This is a genomic window from Citricoccus sp. K5 (genome assembly GCF_902506195.1).
Classification (GTDB): Bacteria; Actinomycetota; Actinomycetes; order Actinomycetales; family Micrococcaceae; genus Citricoccus.
This window is the reverse complement of the sequence record NZ_LR732817.1, coordinates 3,221,912-3,245,094: the sequence shown is the minus strand read 5'-3', so window position 1 is coordinate 3,245,094 and position 23,183 is coordinate 3,221,912. Positions and strand designations below refer to the sequence as shown.

Below are 23,183 nucleotides of genomic sequence, written 5' to 3'. Positions count from 1 at the left end.
GGGAGCAGGGGGCCGAAAATGGTCCACCGTTATCATGCCCGATTTCCGCGGGGAATGGGCGCTTCTCCGCTGACAGTGAACCCTTCTGAGCAGGATCGGAGAACCCGCCCGCAGATCCCGGTGGCGGGCGGCAGACTACCGCGTCATCCGGTCCGCATTGGCGTGGATGGCGTCCCGGAGATACTGCGCGAGTCCGGGCCGCAGGTCCTCATAGGTCTTCATGAACCGAGGATCCTGAACGTACATGTCCCCGAGGTTCCGATGGAACTCCCCGTCGATCGGGAAGAACCAGTGGTCCATGTGCACGCGCATGGCCTCGGCCGCGGCCATGGCCCGCTCAGAGTCGGACGGCAGACCAGCGTCCATCGCGTCCAGGATCAGCTGGTTGTTCTCCTCCGTCTCAGCGCTGATCCTGGCCCAGTCCTCCTGCGAATACGCCGCCGTCCGGCGTTGCGACTCCTTCCAGGCCTCGGTCTGGCCCCAGCGGTCCTCGGCCTCGGCCTGGTACTCCTCGAAATGCTCCGTGTAGGAGTCCCCGAAGAGCTCGCGCATCTCGGTCTCGTTCAGGTCGATGTCCTTCATGTCCTTCTCCAATGCAGTGTCCAACGCGGCCAGCAGCCGCGTGAGTTCGGTGATCTTCTCCTCCACCAGCTCGCGCTGGCGTTCCAGGACACGACGCCGGCCGGCGGGTCGGGCGCCCCGCGCACCCGGGTGCGCGCCGCCGTCGCGCACGGGCCCCTCCTCGATCGCGGCGGCGATGTCCTCCAGCCCCAGTCCCAGCCGCCGGTAGGCGACCACCTGCTGCAGGCGCTCGAGGTCGGCGGGGGTGTAGAGCCGGTAGCCCGCCGAGGAGCGGGCGGCCGGGGAGACCAGCCCGATCTCGTCATAGTGGTGCAGAGTGCGCACGGTGACGCCGGTGACGGAGGCGGTCTCCCCCACCGTCATCAGGGCGACCTCCGGATGGGCTCCGGGCCGCGTCCGCTGCTTCTCGTTCTTCATGGCTCCTACTGAACAGCCTCACGTGGCGTCAGGGTCAAGTCAGGTGGTCCATCCGGCCCTCGGCCCAGTCCGCATGCCGCCGTGCGGACCGGTGCACCACCGCGGAGGCATCAGAGGAGAGGATCCCGGAGAAGTTGTCATAGAGCCGCTCGTAGTCGTATTGGTCCAGGTGCGCGGCGATCCGCCGGGCCACGGCCCCGGACAGCGGCAGGTAGTTCGGGAACGAGCGCATGAAGGTGGCCCACTTCCGGTCCCGGGACACGCCCACGGTGTCCCCGGCCAGCAGCACGCCCGCCCCGTCCTGGCCGGTGAAGTGCACCACCACACTCCCGGGGAAATGGCCGCCGGGCTGGGAGGCGGTCACGGCGGGCAATCCGGGCAGCAGCGTCAGGGAATCGGACCACACGATGGTGTTCGCCGGGCGCCGGGCCAGCCAGCCGGCGTCGGGCTCGGAGATGTAGACGGGCGCCGGGCCGTTCGCCCCGCCACAGGCCTCCGCCCAGGCGGATTGGGCGCCGTACATGTGCGGATGGGAGGCGATGATCCCCGCAAGCCCACCCAGCCCCATCACGGCGTCCACGGCGGCGCGGTCGATGTACGCGGGCACGTCCACCATGAGGTTTCCGGCCTCGGTGACGACGATCTTGGCGTGCTGGCCGATCCCGACGCCGCCGCTCACCCGCACGGCCCACAGGTTCGGTTCCAGCTCGGTCACCTCGGTGCTCGCGCCCGAGGCGCGGAGCCCGCCCACCGTGGTCCAGCGCTGACCGTCAGCCGGAACCCACTGCCGATCGTCCGCGCAGATGGCGCAGGCCGCCGGCAGGCCGTCAGTCAGGGGATCAGACCGGGCGTCGTCCTGCTCGACCCCGCAGGTGGCGCACAGGACGAGACCGTCCCAGGCCGCATGCTCGATCGCGGCGGGGTTGGGCTCCGTCGTCATGGGGCACTCCTTCGTGGTCGGGCGTCCCGTCCCATGGTGGCGCGTCCTCCCGCCAGCTGCCAGAGGTGCATGGCGGCATAGGACCGCCAGGGTGACCAGTCGGCGGCCCGCACGGCCAGGGCGCGGTGGGCGGCTCCCGGGGCGAGATCCGGGTCCAGCAGACCCGCGGCCTTGGCTCCGGCCACGAGCGCCACATCCCCGTCGAGCCAGGCATCGGGATCCCTCAACACACGCATGGCCACGTAGGCCGCGGTCCTGGGTCCGATGCGCGGCCGGGCCAGCAGCTCCCGGCGCAGCGCATCCGGTTCAGCAGCCGCGTGCACGGTCAGTTCACCGTCGGCCAGGGCACGGCACGTCCCGACGACGGCCCGCACGCCTTGGCCCGGCAGCCTCAGGGGGCGCTCGGGGTCGGGCCTTTCACCGGAGACCGGTTCGGGCACGCCGGAGGCGATCTGGGCCGCCGTCGGGAAGTGCCGGTGCAGTTGAGTCAAGAGCGAGTCCTCATCCGGACGATCCCGTGGCGGATGCCCTTGCGGCGGGCCGGGAGGGGAGTAAGGGGTGCCCAGGGCCCCGGCCAATCGCCCGAGGTGGGTGCGGGCGGCGGCCACCGAGATCTGCTGGCCCACGAGCGCCCGGACCACGAGTTCGTGAGGGTCTACGGTGCCCGGGATCCTGATGCCCGGGGTGGCCCGCACGAGGGGAGCCAGGGCGGGATCGGTGGCCAACCTGCCATCTGCAGCGGCTGGGTCGGTGTCCACGTCAAACAAGGTCCGGAGGGCGGCGAGCGCCGGGCCCTGGTCAGCGGCTGCGGCCAGGTGCAGCCTCGCCCGCAGGGTCCAGCTCCGGTTCCGGGTGGCGGAGACCAGGACCGCGGCCGGACCACCTGGCAGTGTCAGGGTGCGGGCGTACCGGAGCTCCTCGGGCCGCGTCAGGTCCGCGGCCTCGACACCCGCGACGGCGCGGGCCGCCAGGAAGCGGAAGATGCCCGGGGCGTCGTACGGCGCGGTGACGGGCACCTCGGCCTCGCGTTCGACCGGGGAGACGTCCATGGGTGGACCCTATCGCCGGGCCGGGCCGAGGCGGTATCTTCACCGCATGACTGAGTCAGCGGGCTCTTCCCCCACCGACCTCACCGAGCTGTCCTTCACCGTGACCGGGCGGATCGCCAGGCCGGTGGCGGAGACCTATGAGGCGGTGGCAACCCCGGACCGGCTCTCGCAGTACTTCACCACCGGCGGCGCGCGGGGCCGGCTGGAGACCGGCGCCGAGGTGACGTGGGACTTCGCCGACTTCCCCGGGGCGTTCCCGGTCGAGGTGGTCGAGGCTGCCGCGCCGCAGCGGATCGTGCTGCGGTGGGACGGCGAGTCGGCCGTGGACGAGTCCGGGATGACCACGGTGACGTTCACGTTCTCCCCGCTGGACGGGGACACGCGGACGCTGGTCTCGATCACGGAGTCCTCCTGGCATCCCACTCAGGACGGGGCGCGCAACGCGTTCGGCAATTGCATGGGCTGGACCGGGATGCTGGCAGCCATGAAGGCCTGGGTGGAGCACGGGATCAATCTGCGGGACGGGTTCTACGCCTGAGTCCCCATCGCGTAATGCCTCATCTGCGAGCTGCCCGGTCTTCGCACGGCCTCAATCAGGGAGAAGGCCTCCCCGTCAGCCGCCGGCCCATTCGTGGGCGGCCTTGTTCCGCAGGCCCACGAGCTCGAGGGCACGCCGCTCCAGGACCTGGTCCTGCTCGCTCACGGCGGTCCACTGCTTCACGGGCAGGGCCTTCCCGTCCGCTCCCGCGGACACCATCACCGTCAGGCCGTGCGCGATCAGCATCGGTTCGCGTTCACGCCGGTCACCGGCGCGGGCGCGGACGGACAGGTGCATGGACCGCGGGCCGGTGTGCACGAGCCGGGCCTCCAGTTCCACGAGGTCGCCCACGCGCACGGGCTGGTAGAAGCGCACGCCGCCGGCGAAGACGGCGACCACCGGCACCCCCGACCAACGGGAGGCGCAGACGTTGGCCGCCTCGTCGATCCACCGCATGACGGTGCCGCCCTGGACCTTCTCCCCGGGATACACCTCACGGGTGTGGGCCAGGAACCTCATGATCACGGATTCGCTGGTCAGTTCACCGGCGGGCGGCGGGGCCTCGATCATGGCCTCCTCCACCTCGCGGCGAACCGTGCCGCGCAGCTTGGCCAGGCGCTCCCGCTCCAGTTCCTCCGGGGTGTCCGGCTCCCAGGGGCGGACGGGGATGGAGTTGCCCTGCGCATCCACTGCCACATAGACCATGACGCACTCGGTGCACACCGTGGACTTGCCGTCGGCACCCTTGATCTCCGGCAGCACCACCCTGGTCTGCACGTGCACCGAGGTCCGGCCGGTGTGCACCACGCGTGACTGCACCACCACGCGGGTCTCCACCGGCACCGGGTTGCCGAAGTGCATGTTGCCCACATAGGAGGAGACCACGTTGGTGCCGGACCAGGAGGCGGCGGAGGCGTAAGCAGTCTTGTCGATCCAGGTCATGACAGTGCCGGCATCCACGGAGCCATCAGGATGGTCATAGGCTTCGGCCCTGAACTGCAGGGCTACGGAACTGTGGGTGGGCATACCACCGAAACTAGCACCCGTGACGGACGCCACGTTCACCGGATTCTCGCCCAGCGGAAACTTTCGGCAAGTCCACAGCCAACGCCCAGCCCCGGCCGCAGGTCACAATGGTGGGATGGAGATTTCCCCGACCCCGGCTGCCCCCGCCCCGCTGATGCCATCGGCGGACCGTCGCCACGAGGTCACGCTGCGCTTCCTCGCGGCCCCCACCGATCGTGGCAAGGCCGGGACGGTGGATGCCGGCCGGGTGCTGGAGTGGGTGGACAAGGCGGCCTTCGCTGCCGCCACGGGCTGGAGCGGCAGTTATTGCGTGACCGCCTACGTGGGCAACGTCCACTTCGAATACCCCGTCGAGATCGGCGAGATGGTCGAGATCACGGCCACGGTCCTCTACACAGGCCGGTCCTCCATGCACATCAGCACCATGGTGCGCTCGGGGGACCCGAAGACGGGTCACCTCGCCGAACGCGCCCGCTGCCTCGTGATCTTCGTGGCCGTCGACGCCGAGGGCCACTCCACGCCCGTGCCGGAGTTCGTTCCCCGCACCCTGGAGCAGCAGCTGGCCCGCGACTACGCCATGTCCCGCATCCCGGTCCGGGACGAGATCTCGGCCGAGCTCCAGGAGCAGCGGTACACCGAGGCCGGCACCGCCGAGAAGGTGGTGCTGCGCTTCCTCGCCGAACCCACGGACGTGAACTGGGGAGGCAAGGTGCACGGCGGGATCGTCATGGAATGGATCGACTCCGCGGCCTACCTCTGCTCCTCCCGCTACTGCGGCCGGGACACCGTGGCGGTGTTCTCCGGCGGCATCCGTTTCCTGCGCCCTCTGCACATCGGAGACCTCGTGGAAGTGGAGGCACGCCTGATCTACACGGGGAACAAGGGCATGCACATCGCCGTCGAGGTCCGCTCCGGGGACCCGAAGGGCGGAGAGCCGGCCCAGACCACGAACTGCATCACGGTCATGGTGGCCCGGGACAGCTCCGGGACGTCCGTACCGGTCCCCGTGTGGAAGCCGAGCAATGACGAGGACCGGAGGCTGTGGCAGCACGCCCGCACCCTGCTGGAGATCCGCGGCCGGGCCCCGGGGAACCGGCTGCCCAACCACCTGCTGAACGAAGGAGAGCAGCACTGATGACCGACCGCTACTGGGAGGTGAACCTGCCGGGCCCCGCCGAGGGCGAGGAGGCTGCGATGGTGACGGCCGCCGTCGAGCAAGTGGGAGGGCGCCAGCTCGCCGACTGGGCCGTGCGGCTGCTCACTGGCCGAGCACGCCCCGGGGACGCCGGGGATCCGGACATCGCGATGATCCGCGGCGAGGCGGACACCCTGGACCCGGAACTGGCCCTGGACCCGCATCTGCCCCGGCTGCTGGGGGCCCGCGTGCTGGTGCACCACTGGCACCCGCGGGCCGCCGATGCCGTGATGGCCGGCCTCACGGACGAAAGCGCTGCAGTGCGGCGAACGTGCTGCCGAATCGTCACGGCCCACGCGGCGGAGGGCCTGGCGTCCGCCTCCAGCACCGTCGAAGCGCTGTTGTCCGACCAGGATCCGCGGGTCCGCAGCGCCGCCGCGCAGGCCCTCGGTGAAGTCGGACGGGAGTCGACCGCATCCACCCTGCAGGGCCTGCTCATGGATCCCGATTCGGTGCTGGCCTCAGCTGCCGAGGACGCCCTGGACCGCCTGGCCGAGCGATTCGCCCGGCCGGACCTGCGCTCCGAACCCGAGTACTGAGCCGGCATCCGCGCTGACCGCCGGACTGTCTGCCGGGTGGTCGGCTACTCGACGCGGAACTGGACCTCGTGCCAGCCGCTCGCGCCGTCCGGCACGGTGTCCGCGCGGTCCGAGGTCTGTACCTCGCCGTCTCGGTTCACGGCGCGGACCCGGGCCTTGTGGTTGCCGGGCTCGCCCTCCCATTCCAAGGACCACTGCCGCCAGGTGTCCACGGTGGCCTCGGCCGCCAGGGTGGCGTCCTGCCATGCCCCGTCATCCACCTGCACCTGGACCCGGTCGATGCCGATGGTCTGGGACCAGGCCGTGCCGCCCAGGACGGTGGCTCCGGTGGGCACCGCCTCGAATCCCCGCGGGACATCGATTCTCGAGGCCAGCTTGATCGGGCCGCGTTCCGCCCAGCCACGGTCCGTCCAGTAGGCGGTCTTGTCCGCGAAGCGGGTGACCTCCAGGTCCACCACCCACTTGGTCGCCGAGACGTAGCCGTACAGTCCGGGCACCACCATCCGCACCGGGAAGCCATGCTCCAGCGGGAGCGGCTCCCCGTTCATGCCGACCGCGAGCAACGCATCCCGCCCGTCAGTGAGGACGTCCAGGGGCGTTGAGGCACTGAAGCCGTCGACCGAGGTCGAGAGCACCATGTCCGCGCCCTCCTGCGGCCGGGCCCGGGCCAACAGGTCCTGGAGCGGATAGCCCAGCCATTTGGCGTTGCCGGCCAGCTCTCCGCCCACGGGGTTGGACACGCACGTCAGGGTCACCCAGCTCTCCTGGAGGTCCAGTTCCAGCAGTTCGGTGAAGCTCAGGGTGAACTCCTCCTCCACCATGCCGTGGACCCGCAGTTCCCAGGTGGAGGGGTCGATCCGGGGCACGGCCAAGGCCGTGTCGATACGGTAGAAGTCGCCGTTCGGGGTGACGAACGGTGGCATCCCCGGGGCCGGTGCGCCCACTCCCTGGGGCAGGGGCGCCGCCGTGCGGCGCGCCCCCGGCAGGCGCAGGGCATCACGGGTGGCCGCCGCGGCCGTGCTGACGGCGGAGAGGGCGCGGCCCCCGGCCATGGTCGCCACAGCCACCACCGCCGTCAGGCCGGCGCCGATCAGGAAGGTGCGCCGTGCCGCCTCCGGCCGAGCGGGACGTGCAGCGCCACCCTCCGTGGGCTCCGGTCCGGGGCTGTCGCCCACCGGGACGGTGCGTCGGTGCGCCAGCCGCACGAGCCAGTTCAGCGCCGCGATGCCAGCCACGCCACCGAGAACAGTGGGCAGCAGGTCAAGCCATCCGGTCGCCGGCCGGCTCAGGACGGCGGCGCCCAGGAGTACGGCGATGGCGGCACAGAGCACCGAGGCGAGGGTCAGCCGGCGGCGGGCGATGAGACCCAGGACGGCGGCCAGGGCCAGGGCCACCACGCCCATGGACACCATCAGCACGAGTTTGTCCGCGGTGCCGAAGACGTCGATCGCGAAGTCCTTCAGCCACGAGGGCGTTATGTCGATGAAGGCCGCCCCCACGGCCACCAGGGGTGAGGACACCGGGGAGAACAGCGCAGAGGCGATCTCGGCGATGCCCAGCAGGAGGGCGGCGGCAAGGGCGCCGGAGGCGGCGAAGGGCCAGCCGCGGGCGGAGCCTGGTTCAGCGTGCCTCTTCATGGCCATCGTTCTTCTCTCGTCGGTGGCGCCGGGCGACGCTTGCCAGTGGTGGCGGATGCGTCCGGCGGCGGTTATGGACAGTATCGGATGCGGAGGTGGCGGATGCGGGAAGTGGCCGGCCCCGTACCGCCTTCGGTACTGGACCGGCCACCTCCGCGCCGTCAAGGGACCGGCTCAGCCGGTGGGGGATCAGTCCATGGCCGGCATCAGGACGGAATCGACCAGGTAGACGGTCGCGTTGGCGGTCTGGACCCCACCGCAGATGACGTTGGCGTCATTGACGGTCAGCTCGTCGCCGCTGCCGGCCACCTCGAGGTCCTCGCCCTGCACGGTGGTGTGGGTGCCGGCGATCTCATCCGGGGAGATCTGGCCGGGGACCACGTGGTAGGTGAGCACCGAGGAGAGCATGTCGGCATCCTCCACCACGGCGTTCAGGTCTGCCTCGGGGATGGCGGCGAAGGCGTCATCCACCGGGGCGAACACGGTGAACTCGTCACCGTTCAGGGTGTCCACCAGGTCGACGTCCGGGTTCAGTTCGCCGGACACCGCCGAGGTGAGGGTGGTCAGCATGGGGTTGTTCGAGGCGGCCACGGCCACGGGGTCCATGGCCATGCCCTCCACCGAGCCGGCACCGTCAGGGACCTCCTCGGCATACGCGGCGCAGCCCGGGCCGACCAGGTTGGCGGCCGGATCCATCATGGACTCCGAGGCGCTGGCAGATCCAGAGCCGGACTCCATGGACTCCTCCATGGAGGACGAGGCGGACATGGAGGATTCGGACGAGGGGGCCGCCGAGGAGGAGGCCGGCTCGTCTGCGGCGCCGCCACAGGCGGTCAGTCCGAGCGCCGTCACAGCGAACAGTCCCAGCATGGTGTTGCGCATCGTGGTCTTCATGATGACTTCTCCTTGAAGTGTGTGGAACGTGCTGTCCCACGGGTGCCTCCCCCCGGTCTTCCGGGCGGGCTGTCATGGAGTATTCGGAGCCACCCGTCCTGCGGATGGGTCCCGGTGGTGAATCGGCAGAATTTTTTTCAGCCACTAACCTGGAGACACCATGCAATGCCCCCATTTCGACGCCGGCGAGTGCCGTTCCTGCCCCCTGATGGGCGTGCCCTACGCGGAGCAATTGGACCGGAAACAGGCCGGCGTCCGCCGCCTCCTGGATCCGGTGGCCGGCACCCGGGCGCCGGACGGCTCGGAGCTGTGGCTGGGCCCCGTCCCCTCGCGGGAATCCGGCTTCCGCAACAAGGCCAAGATGGTGGTCACGGGCACGGCCGAGAACCCCCGACTCGGCATCCTCGATCCCCGCCAGCACCCCAAGCACCATGACGGCACCGGCGTGGACCTGCGCGACTGCGACCTCTATGAGCCGGCCCTCGGGGCGGCCTTCCCCGTGGTCGCGGAGGTCATCACCACGGCTGCGCTCACCCCGTACAACGTCGGCACGCGCACCGGTGAGCTCAAGCACGTCATCATGACCCTCTCCCCCTCGGGCGGTCTGATGATCCGTTTCGTGCTGCGTTCCACGGACCAGCTGCCCGCCCTCCGTGCTGCGGTCCCCACCCTGCTGGCGGCCCTGCCGAACACCGAGGTGGTCACCGCGAACCTCCTGCCGGAGCACCGTGCCCTGCTCGAGGGCCCGGATGAGATCCACCTGGCCGGGGCACAGACGCTGACGATGCGCCTCAACGGCATCCCCCTGAACCTGCGCCCCCAGGGCTTCTTCCAGACCAACACCGCCATGGCGGCCACCCTCTATTCCCTGGCCTCCGAGTGGCTGGACACCACCGATGCCGTCAGCGTCTGGGACCTGTACTGCGGCGTGGGCGGATTCGGCTTCCAGCTCGCCGAGGTCCGCCCTCCCGACGACGGCCGGCCCGTCCTTCTCCCGGCCGGCACCGAGCGCACGGTCTGGGGTCTCGAGACGTCCGCGGACGCCGTCGCCGCCGCACAGGTGACGGCGCGGGAGCTCGGCGTGCAGGACCGCGTGCGCTTCGCCGTCGGGGATGCCACCGCGATCCCCACGGGACGGACACCGGACCGCGCACCCGTCCTCGCCCCTAAGGGGCCGCCGGCCGCGGACACCGGTGCCGGCGAGGTGCCCGCGGAGCTGCCGGACGCCATCGTGGTCAATCCGCCGCGGCGCGGCATCGGCTCCGAGCTGGCCGGCTGGATCGAGGCCACAGGGATTCCGCACGTGCTGTACTCGAGCTGCCATGCCGCCACGTTGGCGCGGGACCTGGAGCATCTGCCCGGATACCGTCCGGTGCGGGCGCGGCTGCTGGACATGTTCCCGCAGACCGAGCACTACGAGGTCCTGATGCTCCTCGAACGGCGCTGACCGCCCCGTCTCCTACGATCGCCGTGCCCGGGTGGCCTCGGGTTGATCCCCTCCACGTCCCCCTCGTTAGGCTGGTCCAAGACCTGTGGCCGGGTCCATGCAGGGGACTGACCGCGAAGTCCCGAGGTAACCGCCCGAGGAACAGGAAGGCTTCATGCATCCACTGACTCGCCCCGTCCAGCTGACGGGCCCCGCCCGCCGCCACACCCTCCGCCATTTCCGTGCGGTCATCTTTGACATGGACGGGGTGGTCACGGACACCGCCGGCGTCCACGCCCGGGCGTGGAAAGAACTCTTCGACGCCTCACTCGCGGCGGTCGGCACCCTGCCCCAAAACCTGGCGACGGTGACCGCGGACCCTCGAGCGCTGCGCCCCTTCGACCACGTCACGGACTACCTGCAGTTCGTGGACGGCCGGCCCCGTGAGGACGGCGTCCGGGCCTTCTTCGCCTCCCGTGGCCTGAGGGTGTCTGAAGCCACGGACGCTCTCACTGAATTGTCGCGCCCGGGGGCTCCCGCGGGCCTGGAGGCTACTGCGGATCCGGTGCTCGCCGTGGGGATGGCGAGCACGCCGGCCGCGGAGGGGGCCGACGTCGGCGCTGACGGCGCACTGACCGTGCAGGCCCTGGCGGCCCGCAAGCAGGGGTTCTTCGAGGAGGTCCTGGCACGCGAAGGCGTCGCGGTCTTCCCGGAGGCCCTCGCCCTGCTGACGCAGCTGCGGCACGATTCCGTGCCCACCGCCCTCGTCACCTCCTCCCGCAACTCCGCGGCAGTGCTGGGAGCCGGACACGTGGACAAGCTCTTCGACGTGGTGGTGGACGGCAACACCGCCCTGGAACGGGGCCTGCCCGGCAAACCCGACCCGGCGATGTTCCGGCTGGCCGCCCAGCAGCTGGGCGTGGAACCGGTGGATGCGATCGTCCTTGAGGACGCGGCCTCCGGAGTGCAGGCGGCGCACGACGGCGGCTTCGGCCTGGTGGTCGGCGTGGACCGGGCGCGTGACCCGGACCGGCTCAAGATCGCCGGCGCTGACGTGGTGGTGGAGGACATCACCATGCTGCACCTGGAGCAGCGCACCACACGGCCCTTCGACCCGAACTGGGTGCTGGCCTATGACCATTTCGACCCGGCAGAGGAGGGCACCCGGGAGGCCCTCTGCACCCTGGCCAACGGCTACTGGGGCACGCGTGGCTCCGTCCCCGGCACCACCGCCGGCCCCACCCACTACCCCGGGACGTACGTGGCCGGCGTCTTCAACCGGCTGACGTCCACGGTCCAGGGCAGGACGGTGGAGACCGAGCACATGGTCAACGCCCCGGACTGGACCTTCGTGTTGGTCACCCTGGACAACGGCGAGGAACTGGTGCCGGGCAACCCGAACATGGTCTCCTACCGCCAGGAGCTGGACCTGCGCCGGGGTCTGCTGAGCCGCACCATGCGGTTCCGGGACGATCGTGGCCGCACCACCCGGGTCAGCACCCGCCAGTTCCAGTCCTTCGCCGGCCACCACCTGGCCGCAATGGAACTGACGGTGGAGGCCGAGGACTGGACCGGCACGGCCTCGGTGCGGTCCATGATCGACGGCCGCGTGTCCAACCAGAACGTGGCCGATGACCGGGAGCTCGCCTCGGACCACTGGGAGCCGGTCCAGGCCCGGGAGGTCGACGGGGAGACCGTCCTGCTGGAGACCGTGACCAGCCAGTCACGGGTGCACGTGGCCACCGCCGCCCGGACCCGCTTCCAGTCCCCCGCCGATGCACCCGAACCGGTCCGCACCCCGGTGGAACTGGGTTCCACGGTGATCGGCCATGACATCGCGATCGAGCTCGCCGAGGGCGTGCCGGTGATGTTCGACAAGATCGCGGCGGCGGCCAACACCCACGATCACGCCATCTCCTCGGTCTGGCACAACGCGGCCAAGCGCATCGAGCGGACCGGCTCGTTCCGCCAGCTGCTGACCTACCACGAGGAGATGTGGGGCATCAATTGGTCCCGCTTCGCCGTGAAACTGGACCAGGCCCCGGAGCAGCACGGCCACCTGCTTCCCCCGGCCACCCGGCTCGACGCCACCGAGGCCCTGGTCCGGAAGGGGGCCAATCAGCGCCACCAGCTGGCCCTGAACCTGCACACCTTCCACGTGCTGCAGACCAGCTTCGGCTCCCGCCGGGACCTGGACGCCGGCCTGGGCGCCCGTGGCCTGCACGGCGAGGGCTACCGCGGGCACATCTTCTGGGATGAGATCTTCATCTATCCCATGCTGACACTGCGCCGGCCGGAACTGACTCGCGGCCTGCTGATGTACCGCTACCGCCGGCTCGGTGAGGCCCGTGCCAACGCCCGCGCCGAGGGATACCAGGGCGCCATGTTCCCCTGGCAGTCCGGGTCCGACGGTCGCGAGGAGACCCCCACCGAGCTGTGGAACGAACGCTCCCAGCAGTGGATGCCGGACAACTCGCACCGCCAGCGGCACGTCTCCCTGGCCGTGGCATACTCCGTGCTGCGTTACGTGGAGGCCACGCAGGACCAGACCTTCGTCTCGGATTACGGCGCCGAGATGCTCGTCGAGATCTGCCGGTTCTTCGTGTCCATGACCCATTTCAACCCCGAGCGCGGCCGGTACGAGCTGCACGGCGTGATGGGTCCGGACGAGTACCACGACGGCTACCCGGAAGCCTCCGGCTCCGGCGTGCGGAACAACGCCTACACCAACGTGCTGCTGTCCTGGGTGCTCTCCGAGACCGTGCGGCTGGTGCACTGGCTGGACGGACTGGACGACCCACTGACCGAGTGGCTGGACGTCTTCGAGGACGAGCTTGACCACTGGGCGGATCTGAGCCTGCGGCTGCGGGTGCCGTTCCAGGACGGCGGCGTCATGAGCCAGTTCGACGGCTACGAGGAGCTGCTGGAGTTCGATTGGGACGCCTACCGGGCGAAGTACGGCAACATCGGGCGGCTCGACCTCATCCTGCAGGCCGAGGGTGACACCACGAACCGCTACAAGCTCTCCAAGCAGGCGGACGTGCTGATGCTCACCTACCTGTTCTCCTCCGAGGAACTCCAGGGCATCCTCAACCGGATGGGGTACCACTTCACCTCGGAGGACTTCGCGGCCACCGTGGATTACTACCTGGCCCGCACCTCCCACGGATCCACCCTGTCCCGCCTGGTCCACGGCTGGGTCGCGGCCCGCACGGACCGCTCCAGTTCCTGGGAACTCTTCCAGGAGGCCCTCGAGGCGGACCTGTCCGACACCCAGGGCGGCACCACCCGCGAGGGCATCCACCTGGGGGCCATGGCCGGCACCGTGGACATGATCATCCGTTGTTACGCCGGCGTGGAGACCCGGGCGGACACCCTGTGGCTGCACCCGCTGCTCCCGGTGGAACTGCCCGGCCTGCAGTTCACCATCCGGTTCCGGCGCCAACCGTTGAGCGTGCGCATCACCCAGTACTGCATCACCCTGGAGTTGCTCGACGGCTCCGCCCATCCCATCCACCTCAATGTGGAGGGCCGGGACAAGACCATGAATCCCGGCGAGAAGTGGACCGTGCCGCTGTTGAACCGCCACCCGTCCCTGACCGCGTCTGTGGACCCCATGGCGTGTGTCTCCCCGGACGCCAACCGGCTCGGCATCCTCTGATCCACCTGCGTTGTGTGTCGAGTTGGGGTGGGTGTTTCGGCGAGATACCCACCCCGACTCGACGGAGAACGACAGGGTCGGGGTCATCCCCTGGTTGTACACCGCGGGCCACAGGTTCACCCTCCGGTGTCTTCTGCGGCACCGGCCCCGGCGGGCACTCTGGAGAACATGAGCACGCCGACCCTCACCGCCACCTCCGCCCCCACCGCCGCCAACCCTGATTCCACCCCCACTGACACCCCCGCCGAGGACCTCCGCGTCATCACGATCCCGGCCACGGACGGAATGGCCGACTCCGAGCCCGTCCACCACGTCATCTCGGCCTCCAGCTACGCCGCGGACATCACCGATCCCGTCGCCGAGACCCGCCCCGCTCGCCCCGACTCCACCGGCCGCGGCCCGGCCCTGCTGGGCATGCTGCTCGCCATGGTCGCCGTGGGTACGTTCCTCACCCAGTTCACGGACGCCGGCCAGGAGATCGTCCTGGCCGCGATGCTCGTCTCGGGGCTCGCCACGGCCGGCATCACGCACGTGCTCGCCCTCCGTGCCAGAATCCACCCATGAGCTCTGATTCACCCGGCACCCCGCTCACCGGCTCTCCGTTCGCCTCTCCGGCCGCGCCCGACGCCACCCCGCACACCGCCCCGCAGTTCACCCCTCCCGCGGTCCCCGTGGTCGCCGCGCCGATGGCCGGAGGACCCTCCACCTGGCAGCTCGCCGCAGCGGTCTCGGCGGCCGGCGGCCTGGGCTTCCTGGCCGGCGGTATGCGACAGGTGGACCGGCTCGTCGCTGACGTCGAGGCAGCCCGCCGGTTCACGGACCGGGCCGTCGGGGTCAACCTCTTCGTCCCCGAGCCGGCCAACACCGCCGTCCCTGCCGCCCGCAGGGCACCGGGCTCCGAGGCACGACGCCGGCGCGCGGCCGAGGTGGCCGCCTACCGTTCCGCGCTGCTCGCCGAGGCGGCGGCCCTCGGTGTGGACCTGCCCGGCGCCGACGTCCCTTCCACCCAGGGCCTGACCGTGGACCCGGACGCGATGGACGGCTGGGACGCCAAGCTCGAGGCCGCCGAGGCCGGCGCCTGGCCGCTGGTCACCTTCACCTTCGGGCTCCCCGCCGCCGAGGTCTTCGACCGCCTGCACGCCGCCGGCTGCGTCCTCGGGGTCACCGTGACCACCGTCGAGGAGGCCATCGCCGCCCTGGCCCACGGCGCCGACGTGCTCAGCGTCCAGGGGCCCGAATCCGGCGGCCACCGCTCCGTCCACGATCCCCAGGCCGCCCCCGGCACCACCGCCCTAGCCGAGCTGCTCGCCGAGGTGCGGGCCGGCGTCGGGCCCGAGGTCCCCCTGTTCGCCGCCGGCGGGATCATGGACACGGACGGGGTGCGTGCCGTGCTGGCCGCCGGTGCCACCGCCGCCCAGTGCGGCACCGTGTTCCTGCGGGCCGAGGAGGCCGGCACCTCCGCCCTGCAGCGCGCGGCCCTGGAGCAGGCCGCCGCCGGCACCCACTTCACTCACGACGACGGCTCCGCCCGCACCGCGCTGACCCGCGCCTACTCCGGGCGTTGGGCGCGCGGCCTGGAGAACCGGTTCATGCGCGACCATGCCGACGCCCCGGCCGCCTACCCGGAGGTCAACGTCCTGACCCAGCCCCTGCGGGCAGCGGCCACCGCGGCCGGTGACGCGGAGGCCGTGAGCCTGTGGGCCGGCGTCGGGTCCGCCCGGACGCGCATGGCCCCGGCCGCGGAGATCCTGGGGGACCTCGCTCCGTGAACCCGCTGCGCCGGATCGACTCCTTTTTCCGTGGCCATCCCGTCGTCACAGACGTACTGGTGGCCTGCCTGTTGGTGTGCACCTTCTCCTTCATCTCCATCGGAGCCGCGGCGCCGGTGGGTAATCCGGAGACCTCGGCACTGCCGTGGCAGCTGCTGGCCTTCGCCATCTCGGTCGGCCAGCTCGCCCCCTGGGCCATCCGCCGGTGGCGGCCCGTGCTGGCGGCCGGCATCACGGTGTTCTTCTGCCTCGTGCAGCTGCTGATCGGTCCAGATCTGTTGCCCTCGATTGTCATCGTGCCGATGATGGTGCACAGCCTCGCAGTGAACGGGCCCCGGTGGGCCTCGTTCGCCGGCCTGGGCACCGCCCTCGCGGGGGCCGTGCTCAACGGGCTCAAGATCGCCTATGCCCCGCCCTCCTTCCTGGATCCGGGTGCTGATCTGATCTCCAACAACAATGCGGCGATGGCCGGCGATGTAACCCAACAGGCCGTGATCGCCGTGTCCTTCGCCGTGGGGGCCGCCGCGATCGTGCTGGCAGCGTGGGCCTTCGGCGACCTCGCCCGCACCCGCCGCCTGGCCATGGAGCAACTGCGGGACCGGGCCCGGCAGCTCGAGGTGGAGGCGGCGCAGGAACGCGAACTGGCGGCCGCAGACGAACGCAACCACATCGCGCGGGAGATGCATGACATCGTCGCCCACTCGCTGCAGGTCATCATCACCCAGGCCGACGGCGGCCGGTACGCCGGCGCGCACGACCCGCAGGTCGCCGTCAACACCCTGGGAACCATCTCCGAGACCGGCCGCAAGGCCCTCGGCGAGATGCGCCGCCTGCTGGGCGTGCTCCGCGGACCGGAGGCCACCGAGTTCCACCCGCAGCCCGGTCTGGTGGACCTCGAGGACCTCATCAACACCATCCGCCTGACCGGCCTGGACGTGGACTACACGGCGCAGGGCAATCCCCGCCGGGCCCTGCCGACCGGCGGCGAGCTGGCGGCCTACCGCGCCGTGCAGGAGTCCCTGACCAACACCGTCCGCCACGGTGGCCCGAACGCCCGGGCCACCGTGTTGCTGAGCTGGACCAACACCGGCCTCGAGATCGAGGTCACGGACAACGGCCGCGGAGCCGCCGCCTCGGAGTCCACCAAGGGCTCCCAGCAGGGCCTCCTCGGCCTGCGCGAACGCATCGCCCTGTTCGGCGGCACCGTCCAGGCCGGTCCCCGGCAGGGCGGTGGATTCTCCGTCCGCGCCGCCGTGCCCTACCAGGAGATCTGAGGCGCCGGCCGTGCACATCCGCAGCGCTGGGAGCACCTGACAGGAGATGATGGAAACGTGATCGAGACCCAGCAACCCGCAGCCATTCGCGTGGCCCTGGTGGACGACCAGCAACTCGTCCGCTCCGGCCTGGCCATGCTCATCAACTCCCAGCCGGACCTCGAGGTCGTGGCCGAGGCCTCCAACGGCCGGGACGCCGTGGCCTCCCCCGCCGTCCGCAGTGCCGACGTGGTGCTGATGGACATCCGCATGCCGCAGATGGACGGCATCTCCGCCACGCGTGCCCTGCTGCCCCAATCGCCCGATGCCGGCCCCGCACCGGCCGCGGCTGATCGCGCCGCCTCAGGCCGCCCGGGGAGCGGCCGCGCCGCCCACCCGAGTTCGCCGGGTGGTGCCGCCGGGGAACCGGTGGGACCGCGCGTCGTGGTGCTGACAACTTTTGATCTGGACGAATACGCGTTGGAGGCGATCGAGGCGGGGGCGTCCGGGTTCCTGCTGAAGGATGCGCCGCCGGAAGAGCTGCTCGCGGCGATCCGCACGGTGCACCGCGGGGATGCCGTGATCGCCCCCTCCACCACGCGCCGCCTCCTGGACCACATGGCGCCGACCCTGCGCCGCGACCAGGCTGCCGACGATCGGCGCCAGCAGGAGACGGCCTCCGTGGATTCGCTGACGCCGCGGGAGCGTGAGGTGCTCGTGCTGATGGCGCGCGGTGACTCCAACCAGGAGATCGCCGCCGGGTTGTTCCTGTCTGAGGCCACCGTGAAGACCCACGTGGGCCGGGTGCTCGCCAAGCTCGGGGCCCGGGACCGCGTCCAGGCCGTCGTGACGGCCTACCGGGCGGGCCTGGTCACGCCGTAACCGGAATCACCCAGCGGCGGGCAGGAACAACAGGCAGGCGAAGCCCCAGATCACCAGGCAGGCAAGGAAGAAGGGCATGGTGACCCGCAGCAGGGCGCCCCGGCTGAGCGTCCGCCCGGGGGTGTCCTCGCGCACGTGAGGCTGCGCCAGCCGGTAGGCCAGCTCGATCCGGGCGGGGCTCGTCAGGCAGCCGAGGCCGGCGGCGGCGTTCTGCCCGCCCATGACCCAGAGCGGCTCCACCCCGAGGGCGTGGGCAGCGGCGGTCTGGGTGCCACCGAACATCGAGTTCGCCCCCGTGTTGGAGGCGGTGATGTAGCCGCCGAGTCCACCGATGAACGGCACCAGGAACAGGAATCCACCCCCGAGGGAGGTGAGGGCGGCGGCCAGGCTGTCCGCCAGCCCACCACCGGAGATGGCGTAGCCCAGCAGCAGGTAGAGACCGGTCGGGATGGCCGTGCCGAGCCACATCCGCCCGGTCTCACGCGGCAGCAGCCAGCGGTGGTGCCGTTCCATGGCCAGGATCCACACACCCGCAAGGGCACCGCTGATGGACCACAGGGCCGGGGAGCCCAGCACGGCCCCCACGCCGTTGGGCAGCAGGGTCCGCTCGATGACCTGACCGGCGATCGTCCCGATGAGCAGGATCAGGTACGGGGAGAGGTACCGCCAGGGGGTGGGCTGGAGCTTGCCCCGGCTGATGATCACGGCCCACAGCGCGGCCATGACCAGGGAACCGACGGCGCCGGCCACGGCCGTGCCGAGAAGCAGGTTGGCCAGCACGACGACCGAACCCTGCACGAGCCCGGCGGTGAACCCGGTGGCGGCCCACACGGAGTAGGCCTTCCACGTCAGCGCCCCCCGGTGGGCTCCCACCTCGTGGGAGCCGCGGCCCGCCACGATGGCGGCCAGGGTCCCGCCGCCCACGAAGGCCACGATGTTGAAGGCCCCGGAGGCCAGGCCCATGTCCATCAGCGGGACGCCGGCGATCTCGGCGCCGAGCAGGGTGCCCGGTGCCATGGACCCCCAGGGCGCCACGGTCAGGCCGAGCAGCGAGAGCAGCGCTGCACGCAGGGGCGTGAATCCCAGGGCCAGCAGCAGCGGCAGCCCGATGATCACGGACACCCCGAAACCCGTCACGGACTCCAGGAACGGCACCACGCCCGTCACCATCAGCAGCGCCGTGGAGACGGTGGGCCCGCCGCCGGCAGAGAGCCAGATCGCGATCCGCTGCTGGCCGCCGGTGCGGTCCATGACCCGGGACAGCAGGATGCCGCCGCCGATGATGGCCAGCACCTCCACGACTGTCCCGGCGCCACCGCCGAAGGCCGCCCCCACATCAGACCACGGGGTGGCGAACCAGGCCACGGCGATCACCAGCGCGGCCGTCAGACCTGCACCGGGCGCCACCCAGGAGGGGAGTTTCGTCGGGAGTAGTCCAAGGGTCAGCACGATCGGCAGAGCCGCCATGACCACATCCACTGACGGCCTCCACCTTCTGCTGGACATCCTGTTCGCGGGAACCGGACTCGGCCCCCGCACCGTCGAATGCTACCCCCGAGTCCGGGAGGACCCCGAGTCATCCCTGAGGATGACCCTGATCGGCCACGGAACAGGCCCGTCGGTGGATTCATTGCGGCAGTGAAACCGGTTGAGTGGGTGGCATGGATACCAGTACGGACGTCATCGCCTCCACCACCCCCTCTTCCCCCGGCACGCCCTCGACCGCCATCTCGGCCCGCGGCCTCGTCAAGACCTACGGCAAGGGCGAGGCTGTGGTCCACGCCCTCGCCGGCGTGGACGTGGACTTCGCCGAAGGCCGCTTCACCGCCATCATGGGCCCCTCCGGCTCCGGCAAGTCCACCCTCATGCACTGCCTCGCCGGCCTGGACACCGCGGACTCCGGCTCCATCGTCCTCGGCGGCCAGGAGATCACCGGCCTGAACGACACCGAGCTGACCCGACTGCGCCGCGACCGGATCGGCTTCGTCTTCCAGGCCTTCAACCTCGTCCCCACCCTGACGGCGGAGCAGAACATCGTGCTGCCCCTGGACCTGGCCGGCAAGCCGGTGGACCAGGCCTGGATGGCCGACGTCGTGGGGATCCTCGGCCTGACGGACCGCCTCAAGCACAAGCCCCACCAGCTCTCCGGCGGCCAGCAGCAGCGCGTGGCCGTGGCCCGCGCCCTGCTGACCCGCCCGGACGTGGTGTTCGGCGACGAGCCGACCGGCAACCTCGACTCCGCCACCGGTGCCGAGGTGCTCTCCCTACTGCGCCGCTCCTCTCGGGAGATGGGCCAGACCGTCATCATGGTCACCCACGATCCGAAGGCCGCCGCTTACGCCGACCGCGTGGTCCTGCTGGCTGACGGTCAGCTCGCCGGCGAGATCACGGACCCCACCCCGGACAACGTGCTGGCCTCCCTCGCGAAGCTGGGGGTGGCCTGAGCCATGCTGAAGCTCGCCCTGTCCCAACTGAGGGACCAGCCGCGCCGCTACATCTCGGTGCTGCTGGCCATCACCATCGGCGTGACGTTCCTGGCCTCCGCGCTGCTCGTGGGCTCGTCCTCCACGGCCAGCCTGCGCAATTCCATCGGCGCCACCTACTCCCAGGCCGACCTGGTGGTCGGCCCGGCCTCCGGCTCCGGCGACACGTTCGATGCCATGACCTCCATGGCCGAGGTGGCCGGCACCTCCTCCGAGCCCGGCCCCCTGCAGGACGTCGAAGGAGTGAAGGACGCCTACGCCCACGTGGTCAGCTCGGTCGGCGTCCAGCGTCCCTCCGATGCGGAGGGCGAGGGCACCTGGAGCCCCGACTCCGACTTCGCCCAGGCCTCCACCGTCCCCGAGGACACCTCTCTGGTGCCTGAGCGGCTCACGGCCGGTGAGTACCCGGCCGCAGGCTCCACCACGGAGATCACTGTGGATGAGCGCACCGCCGAGAACTTCGGGCTCGACGTCGGCTCCTCCACCTTCCTGATGTCCGGCACGTCCGCCGACGCGGCCGGCCGCAAGGTCACCGTGTCCGGGCTGACCGAGGCCTCCCAGGACCCCAGTGCGATCGGCGCGATCCAGCTGAAGATCGACAACGCCCTGGCCGAGGCCCTGAAGCTCGACGCCGTCCAGGCGATGGCCTCCGACGCCGGTGCCGCCGGCGAGGAGGCGGTCGACCCGGAGGAGCTCCTCGGCCAGGACTACGCCGAGTACGTCCTGATCAGCCTCGAGGAGGGGGCCGATCAGGCCGCCGTCCAGGCCGCCCTGCAGGAGTTCGCCGAGACCGAGGGGATGGCGGTCACGGTGGCCACGCCGGACGTGCAGGCCCAGGAGCAGGTCGCCCAGATGGCCGGTTCCAACGTCTTCGTCTGGGTGCTCGGTGCCTTCGCCGTGATCGCACTGCTCGTCACCGCGATGGTCATCTCCAACACCTTCTCCGTGCTCGTGGCCCAGCGGTCCCGCGACCTGGCCCTGCAACGTGCCCTGGGCGCCTCCCGACGGCAGGTACGCGGATCCGTGCTGGTCGAGGCCGGTGTCATCGGCATCCTCGGCGCGATCATCGGTTCGGCCCTGGCCAGCGGCATCGTGGCGGCCCTCGTCCTCTGGGGCTCGACCAACGAGGGCTTCGCGTTCCTGACCTTCGAGGCCAACCCCCGCGACATCCTCGCGTGCGTGGCCGTGGGCATGGTCATGACGATCATCGCCTCGATGTCCGCCGCTCTGGCGGCGACGCGCGTCTCCCCGCTGGAGGCCATGCGCCCCCGCGAGGAAGCCGCCGTCGGCAACCGGGCCGGTGCGCTGCGCCTGATCTTCGGCTCGCTGTTCCTCGCAGCCGGCGTGGCCGGACTGGTCTGGGGCGCCGGCGAGGCCAATCTCGCGATCGCCGTGGCCGGTGGCGCACTGTCCTTCGTGGGCGTGCTCATGCTCGCCGTGCTGTTCGTGCCCGCGGTCGTCTCCGTGGCTGGACTGGCAGCCCGCCCGGCCGGAGTTCCCGGACGGATGGCCCGCCTCAACGCCACCCGCAATCCGGGCCGGACCGCCTCCACGGCTGCGGCCCTGCTGATCGGCACCACCCTGGTGGCCATGATGCTCACGGGCGGGCGCACCGCTCAGCAGCAGATGGACACCATCTTCGCCGCGGAGTTCCCCGTGGACCTGCAGGTGGAACTCGTGCCCGGCAACGGCAACGAGTCCGCCGTGGACGCCGCCCCGCAGACCGGTGACGGATCGCCGGCTGCGGGCCTGAATGCCACCGAAGCCCAGACGGCCCGGGACAACGTGGCGCAGGTGGACGGGATCGACGCCGCAGCCCTGCTGCTGCCGGCCGGTGTGACCGAGCCTGCGGCAGGCGAGGGTTCAGCCTCGGGCGAGGGCGCCGACGCTGGCACGCCCGTCTATGCCGCCGACCCTGCGGATCTGCGGTCCGTCGTCTCCGGCATGCCGGAGGGCGAGGGCGCCGACCGGCTCGGCGAACCCGGAACCATCCTGATGCCCAACACCGTCGAGACGGACACCGTGACCGTCACCGGCGCCAGCGGTTCCCTCGAACTCGAGGTCATTCAGAGCGCCTCCTCCGCCGTCCGGCCCGTGATCACCCTCGAGGATGCGCGGTCGATCGGTCTGGCGGAGAACGCCGGCGTGGCACCGCAACTCTGGCTCAACGCCTCGGACGCGGTCACCATGGACGGCCTGCAGGAGCTGAACACCGGCATCGCGCAGGCGTCCGGGGTCTCCCAGGACAAGATCTCCGGGGATCTCACCTTCCGGTTGCTGTACTCCGTGGTGATCGACGGCATGCTCATGGTGGTCACGGCCCTGCTCGCCGTCTCGGTGCTGATCGCCCTGATCGGCGTGGCCAACACCCTGTCCCTGTCCGCCATCGAGCGCTCACGGGAGAACTCGCTGATGCGGGCCCTGGGCCTGACCCGGCGCGGGCTCCGCGGCATGCTGGCCCTGGAGGCCGTGCTGATCTCGGGGGTGGCGGCACTGATCGGCTGCGCCCTGGGCACCGTCTACGGCGGCCTGGGTGCCCACACGGTCTTCGGACCGATGGCCGCCGGGATCGGACAGTCGATCGTCTGGCCGGTCGTCCCCTGGTGGGAGTTGGCCGTGATCGTGGGGGTGTCCGTGCTGGCCGGGCTGCTCGCCTCGGTGGCCCCCTCGCAGCGGGCGGCCAAGCTGGCCCCGGTGCAGGGGCTCGCCCTGGCCTGATCCGCCCCGCCTCGGCGCCCACCCCATCCGTTGAGTAGGCAGGACACGCCGATAACGTTTCCGCGTTATCGGCGTGTCCTGCCTACTCAGTGCGCCTCCTCAGGCGGTTCCTCAGATGAAGGGCCGGGCTGCGCAGGATTGGAGTCGGCCCGGGGACCACGCAGTCCTAGGGTC

The 23,183-nt window shown here is 70.9% G+C and carries 19 protein-coding genes; 12 read left to right on the top strand and 7 right to left on the bottom strand.

The features are described from left to right. Positions 1-135 precede the first annotated feature (135 nt). The 3 genes from BOSE125_RS14640 to BOSE125_RS14630 are packed head-to-tail and all read right to left on the bottom strand — an operon-like array spanning position 136 to position 2,988. Positions 136-999, bottom strand: coding sequence for a MerR family transcriptional regulator (locus tag BOSE125_RS14640; RefSeq protein ID WP_236558034.1), 864 nt, complete (start codon positions 997-999; stop codon positions 136-138). A 34-nt stretch (positions 1,000-1,033) separates the two neighbouring features. After that, positions 1,034-1,939 (bottom strand): hydrolase, encoded by a 906-nt coding sequence (locus BOSE125_RS14635; protein ID WP_159553713.1) that lies wholly within the window; start codon positions 1,937-1,939, stop codon positions 1,034-1,036. Then, a complete protein-coding gene (locus BOSE125_RS14630) occupies positions 1,936-2,988 on the bottom strand; it encodes a DNA-3-methyladenine glycosylase (RefSeq protein ID WP_159553711.1) in 1,053 nt (350 codons plus the stop codon). Before BOSE125_RS14630 ends, BOSE125_RS14635 begins: the two co-directional genes overlap by 4 nt. Before the next feature lie 46 nt (positions 2,989-3,034). On the opposite strand from BOSE125_RS14630, the gene BOSE125_RS14625 reads away from it, so the two are divergent. Beyond that, positions 3,035-3,526 (top strand): SRPBCC domain-containing protein, encoded by a 492-nt coding sequence (locus tag BOSE125_RS14625; RefSeq protein ID WP_159553709.1) that lies wholly within the window; start codon positions 3,035-3,037, stop codon positions 3,524-3,526. A gap of 75 nt (positions 3,527-3,601) precedes the next feature. On the opposite strand, the gene BOSE125_RS14620 is transcribed toward BOSE125_RS14625, so the two are convergent. Next, the gene (locus BOSE125_RS14620; RefSeq protein ID WP_159553707.1) at positions 3,602-4,552 is read right to left on the bottom strand and encodes an acyl-CoA thioesterase; all 951 of its coding nucleotides are present in this window, start codon (positions 4,550-4,552) and stop codon (positions 3,602-3,604) included. A gap of 115 nt (positions 4,553-4,667) precedes the next feature. Between BOSE125_RS14620 and BOSE125_RS14615 the strand changes: the two genes are divergently transcribed. Then, the gene (locus BOSE125_RS14615) at positions 4,668-5,687 is read left to right on the top strand and encodes an acyl-CoA thioesterase (RefSeq protein ID WP_159553705.1); all 1,020 of its coding nucleotides are present in this window, start codon (positions 4,668-4,670) and stop codon (positions 5,685-5,687) included. Further along, entirely contained in the window at positions 5,687-6,286 is a 600-nt protein-coding gene (locus BOSE125_RS14610; protein WP_159553703.1) for a HEAT repeat domain-containing protein, read from the top strand. Before BOSE125_RS14615 ends, BOSE125_RS14610 begins: the two co-directional genes overlap by 1 nt. A 44-nt stretch (positions 6,287-6,330) precedes the next feature. On the opposite strand, the gene BOSE125_RS14605 is transcribed toward BOSE125_RS14610, so the two are convergent. Both BOSE125_RS14605 and BOSE125_RS14600 read right to left on the bottom strand, forming a co-directional pair. Continuing rightward, positions 6,331-7,923 (bottom strand): molybdopterin-dependent oxidoreductase, encoded by a 1,593-nt coding sequence (locus BOSE125_RS14605; protein WP_159553701.1) that lies wholly within the window; start codon positions 7,921-7,923, stop codon positions 6,331-6,333. Positions 7,924-8,112: 189 nt separating this feature from the next. Further along, positions 8,113-8,817, bottom strand: coding sequence for a fasciclin domain-containing protein (locus BOSE125_RS14600; protein WP_159553699.1), 705 nt, complete (start codon positions 8,815-8,817; stop codon positions 8,113-8,115). 160 nt (positions 8,818-8,977) lie between these two features. On the opposite strand from BOSE125_RS14600, the gene BOSE125_RS14595 reads away from it, so the two are divergent. The 6 genes from BOSE125_RS14595 (at position 8,978) to BOSE125_RS14570 (ending at position 17,808) form a co-directional block, all read left to right on the top strand. Then, positions 8,978-10,264: a methyltransferase domain-containing protein gene (locus BOSE125_RS14595; protein WP_159553697.1), complete on the top strand. Its 1,287-nt coding sequence runs from the start codon at positions 8,978-8,980 to the stop codon at positions 10,262-10,264. A gap of 154 nt (positions 10,265-10,418) precedes the next feature. Beyond that, positions 10,419-13,904: an HAD-IA family hydrolase gene (locus tag BOSE125_RS14590; RefSeq protein ID WP_159553695.1), complete on the top strand. Its 3,486-nt coding sequence runs from the start codon at positions 10,419-10,421 to the stop codon at positions 13,902-13,904. Positions 13,905-14,072: 168 nt separating this feature from the next. After that, the gene (locus BOSE125_RS18135) at positions 14,073-14,468 is read left to right on the top strand and encodes a hypothetical protein (RefSeq protein WP_159553693.1); all 396 of its coding nucleotides are present in this window, start codon (positions 14,073-14,075) and stop codon (positions 14,466-14,468) included. Next, entirely contained in the window at positions 14,465-15,673 is a 1,209-nt protein-coding gene (locus BOSE125_RS14580; RefSeq protein ID WP_159553690.1) for a nitronate monooxygenase, read from the top strand. Before BOSE125_RS18135 ends, BOSE125_RS14580 begins: the two co-directional genes overlap by 4 nt. Beyond that, entirely contained in the window at positions 15,670-16,947 is a 1,278-nt protein-coding gene (locus tag BOSE125_RS14575) for a sensor histidine kinase (RefSeq protein WP_159553688.1), read from the top strand. The genes BOSE125_RS14580 and BOSE125_RS14575 overlap by 4 nt, the downstream gene beginning before the upstream one ends. 60 nt (positions 16,948-17,007) lie before the next feature. Continuing rightward, positions 17,008-17,808 (top strand): response regulator transcription factor, encoded by an 801-nt coding sequence (locus tag BOSE125_RS14570; RefSeq protein WP_236558199.1) that lies wholly within the window; start codon positions 17,008-17,010, stop codon positions 17,806-17,808. A 6-nt stretch (positions 17,809-17,814) separates the two neighbouring features. Here BOSE125_RS14570 and BOSE125_RS14565 read toward each other — a convergent pair whose 3' ends face one another. After that, the gene (locus BOSE125_RS14565; protein WP_236558032.1) at positions 17,815-19,275 is read right to left on the bottom strand and encodes an L-lactate permease; all 1,461 of its coding nucleotides are present in this window, start codon (positions 19,273-19,275) and stop codon (positions 17,815-17,817) included. Between BOSE125_RS14565 and BOSE125_RS14560 the strand changes: the two genes are divergently transcribed. Genes BOSE125_RS14560 through BOSE125_RS14550 form a run of 3 tightly spaced genes read left to right on the top strand, consistent with a single transcriptional unit; the run spans position 19,274 to position 23,009 of the window. Beyond that, on the top strand, positions 19,274-19,450 hold the full coding sequence (locus BOSE125_RS14560) for a hypothetical protein (protein ID WP_159553684.1): 177 nt from the start codon (positions 19,274-19,276) through the stop codon (positions 19,448-19,450). The genes BOSE125_RS14565 and BOSE125_RS14560 overlap by 2 nt on opposite strands. A gap of 19 nt (positions 19,451-19,469) precedes the next feature. Next, entirely contained in the window at positions 19,470-20,252 is a 783-nt protein-coding gene (locus BOSE125_RS14555; protein ID WP_159553682.1) for an ABC transporter ATP-binding protein, read from the top strand. 3 nt (positions 20,253-20,255) lie between these two features. After that, positions 20,256-23,009 (top strand): ABC transporter permease, encoded by a 2,754-nt coding sequence (locus BOSE125_RS14550; RefSeq protein ID WP_159553680.1) that lies wholly within the window; start codon positions 20,256-20,258, stop codon positions 23,007-23,009. Positions 23,010-23,183: the final 174 nt, after the last annotated feature.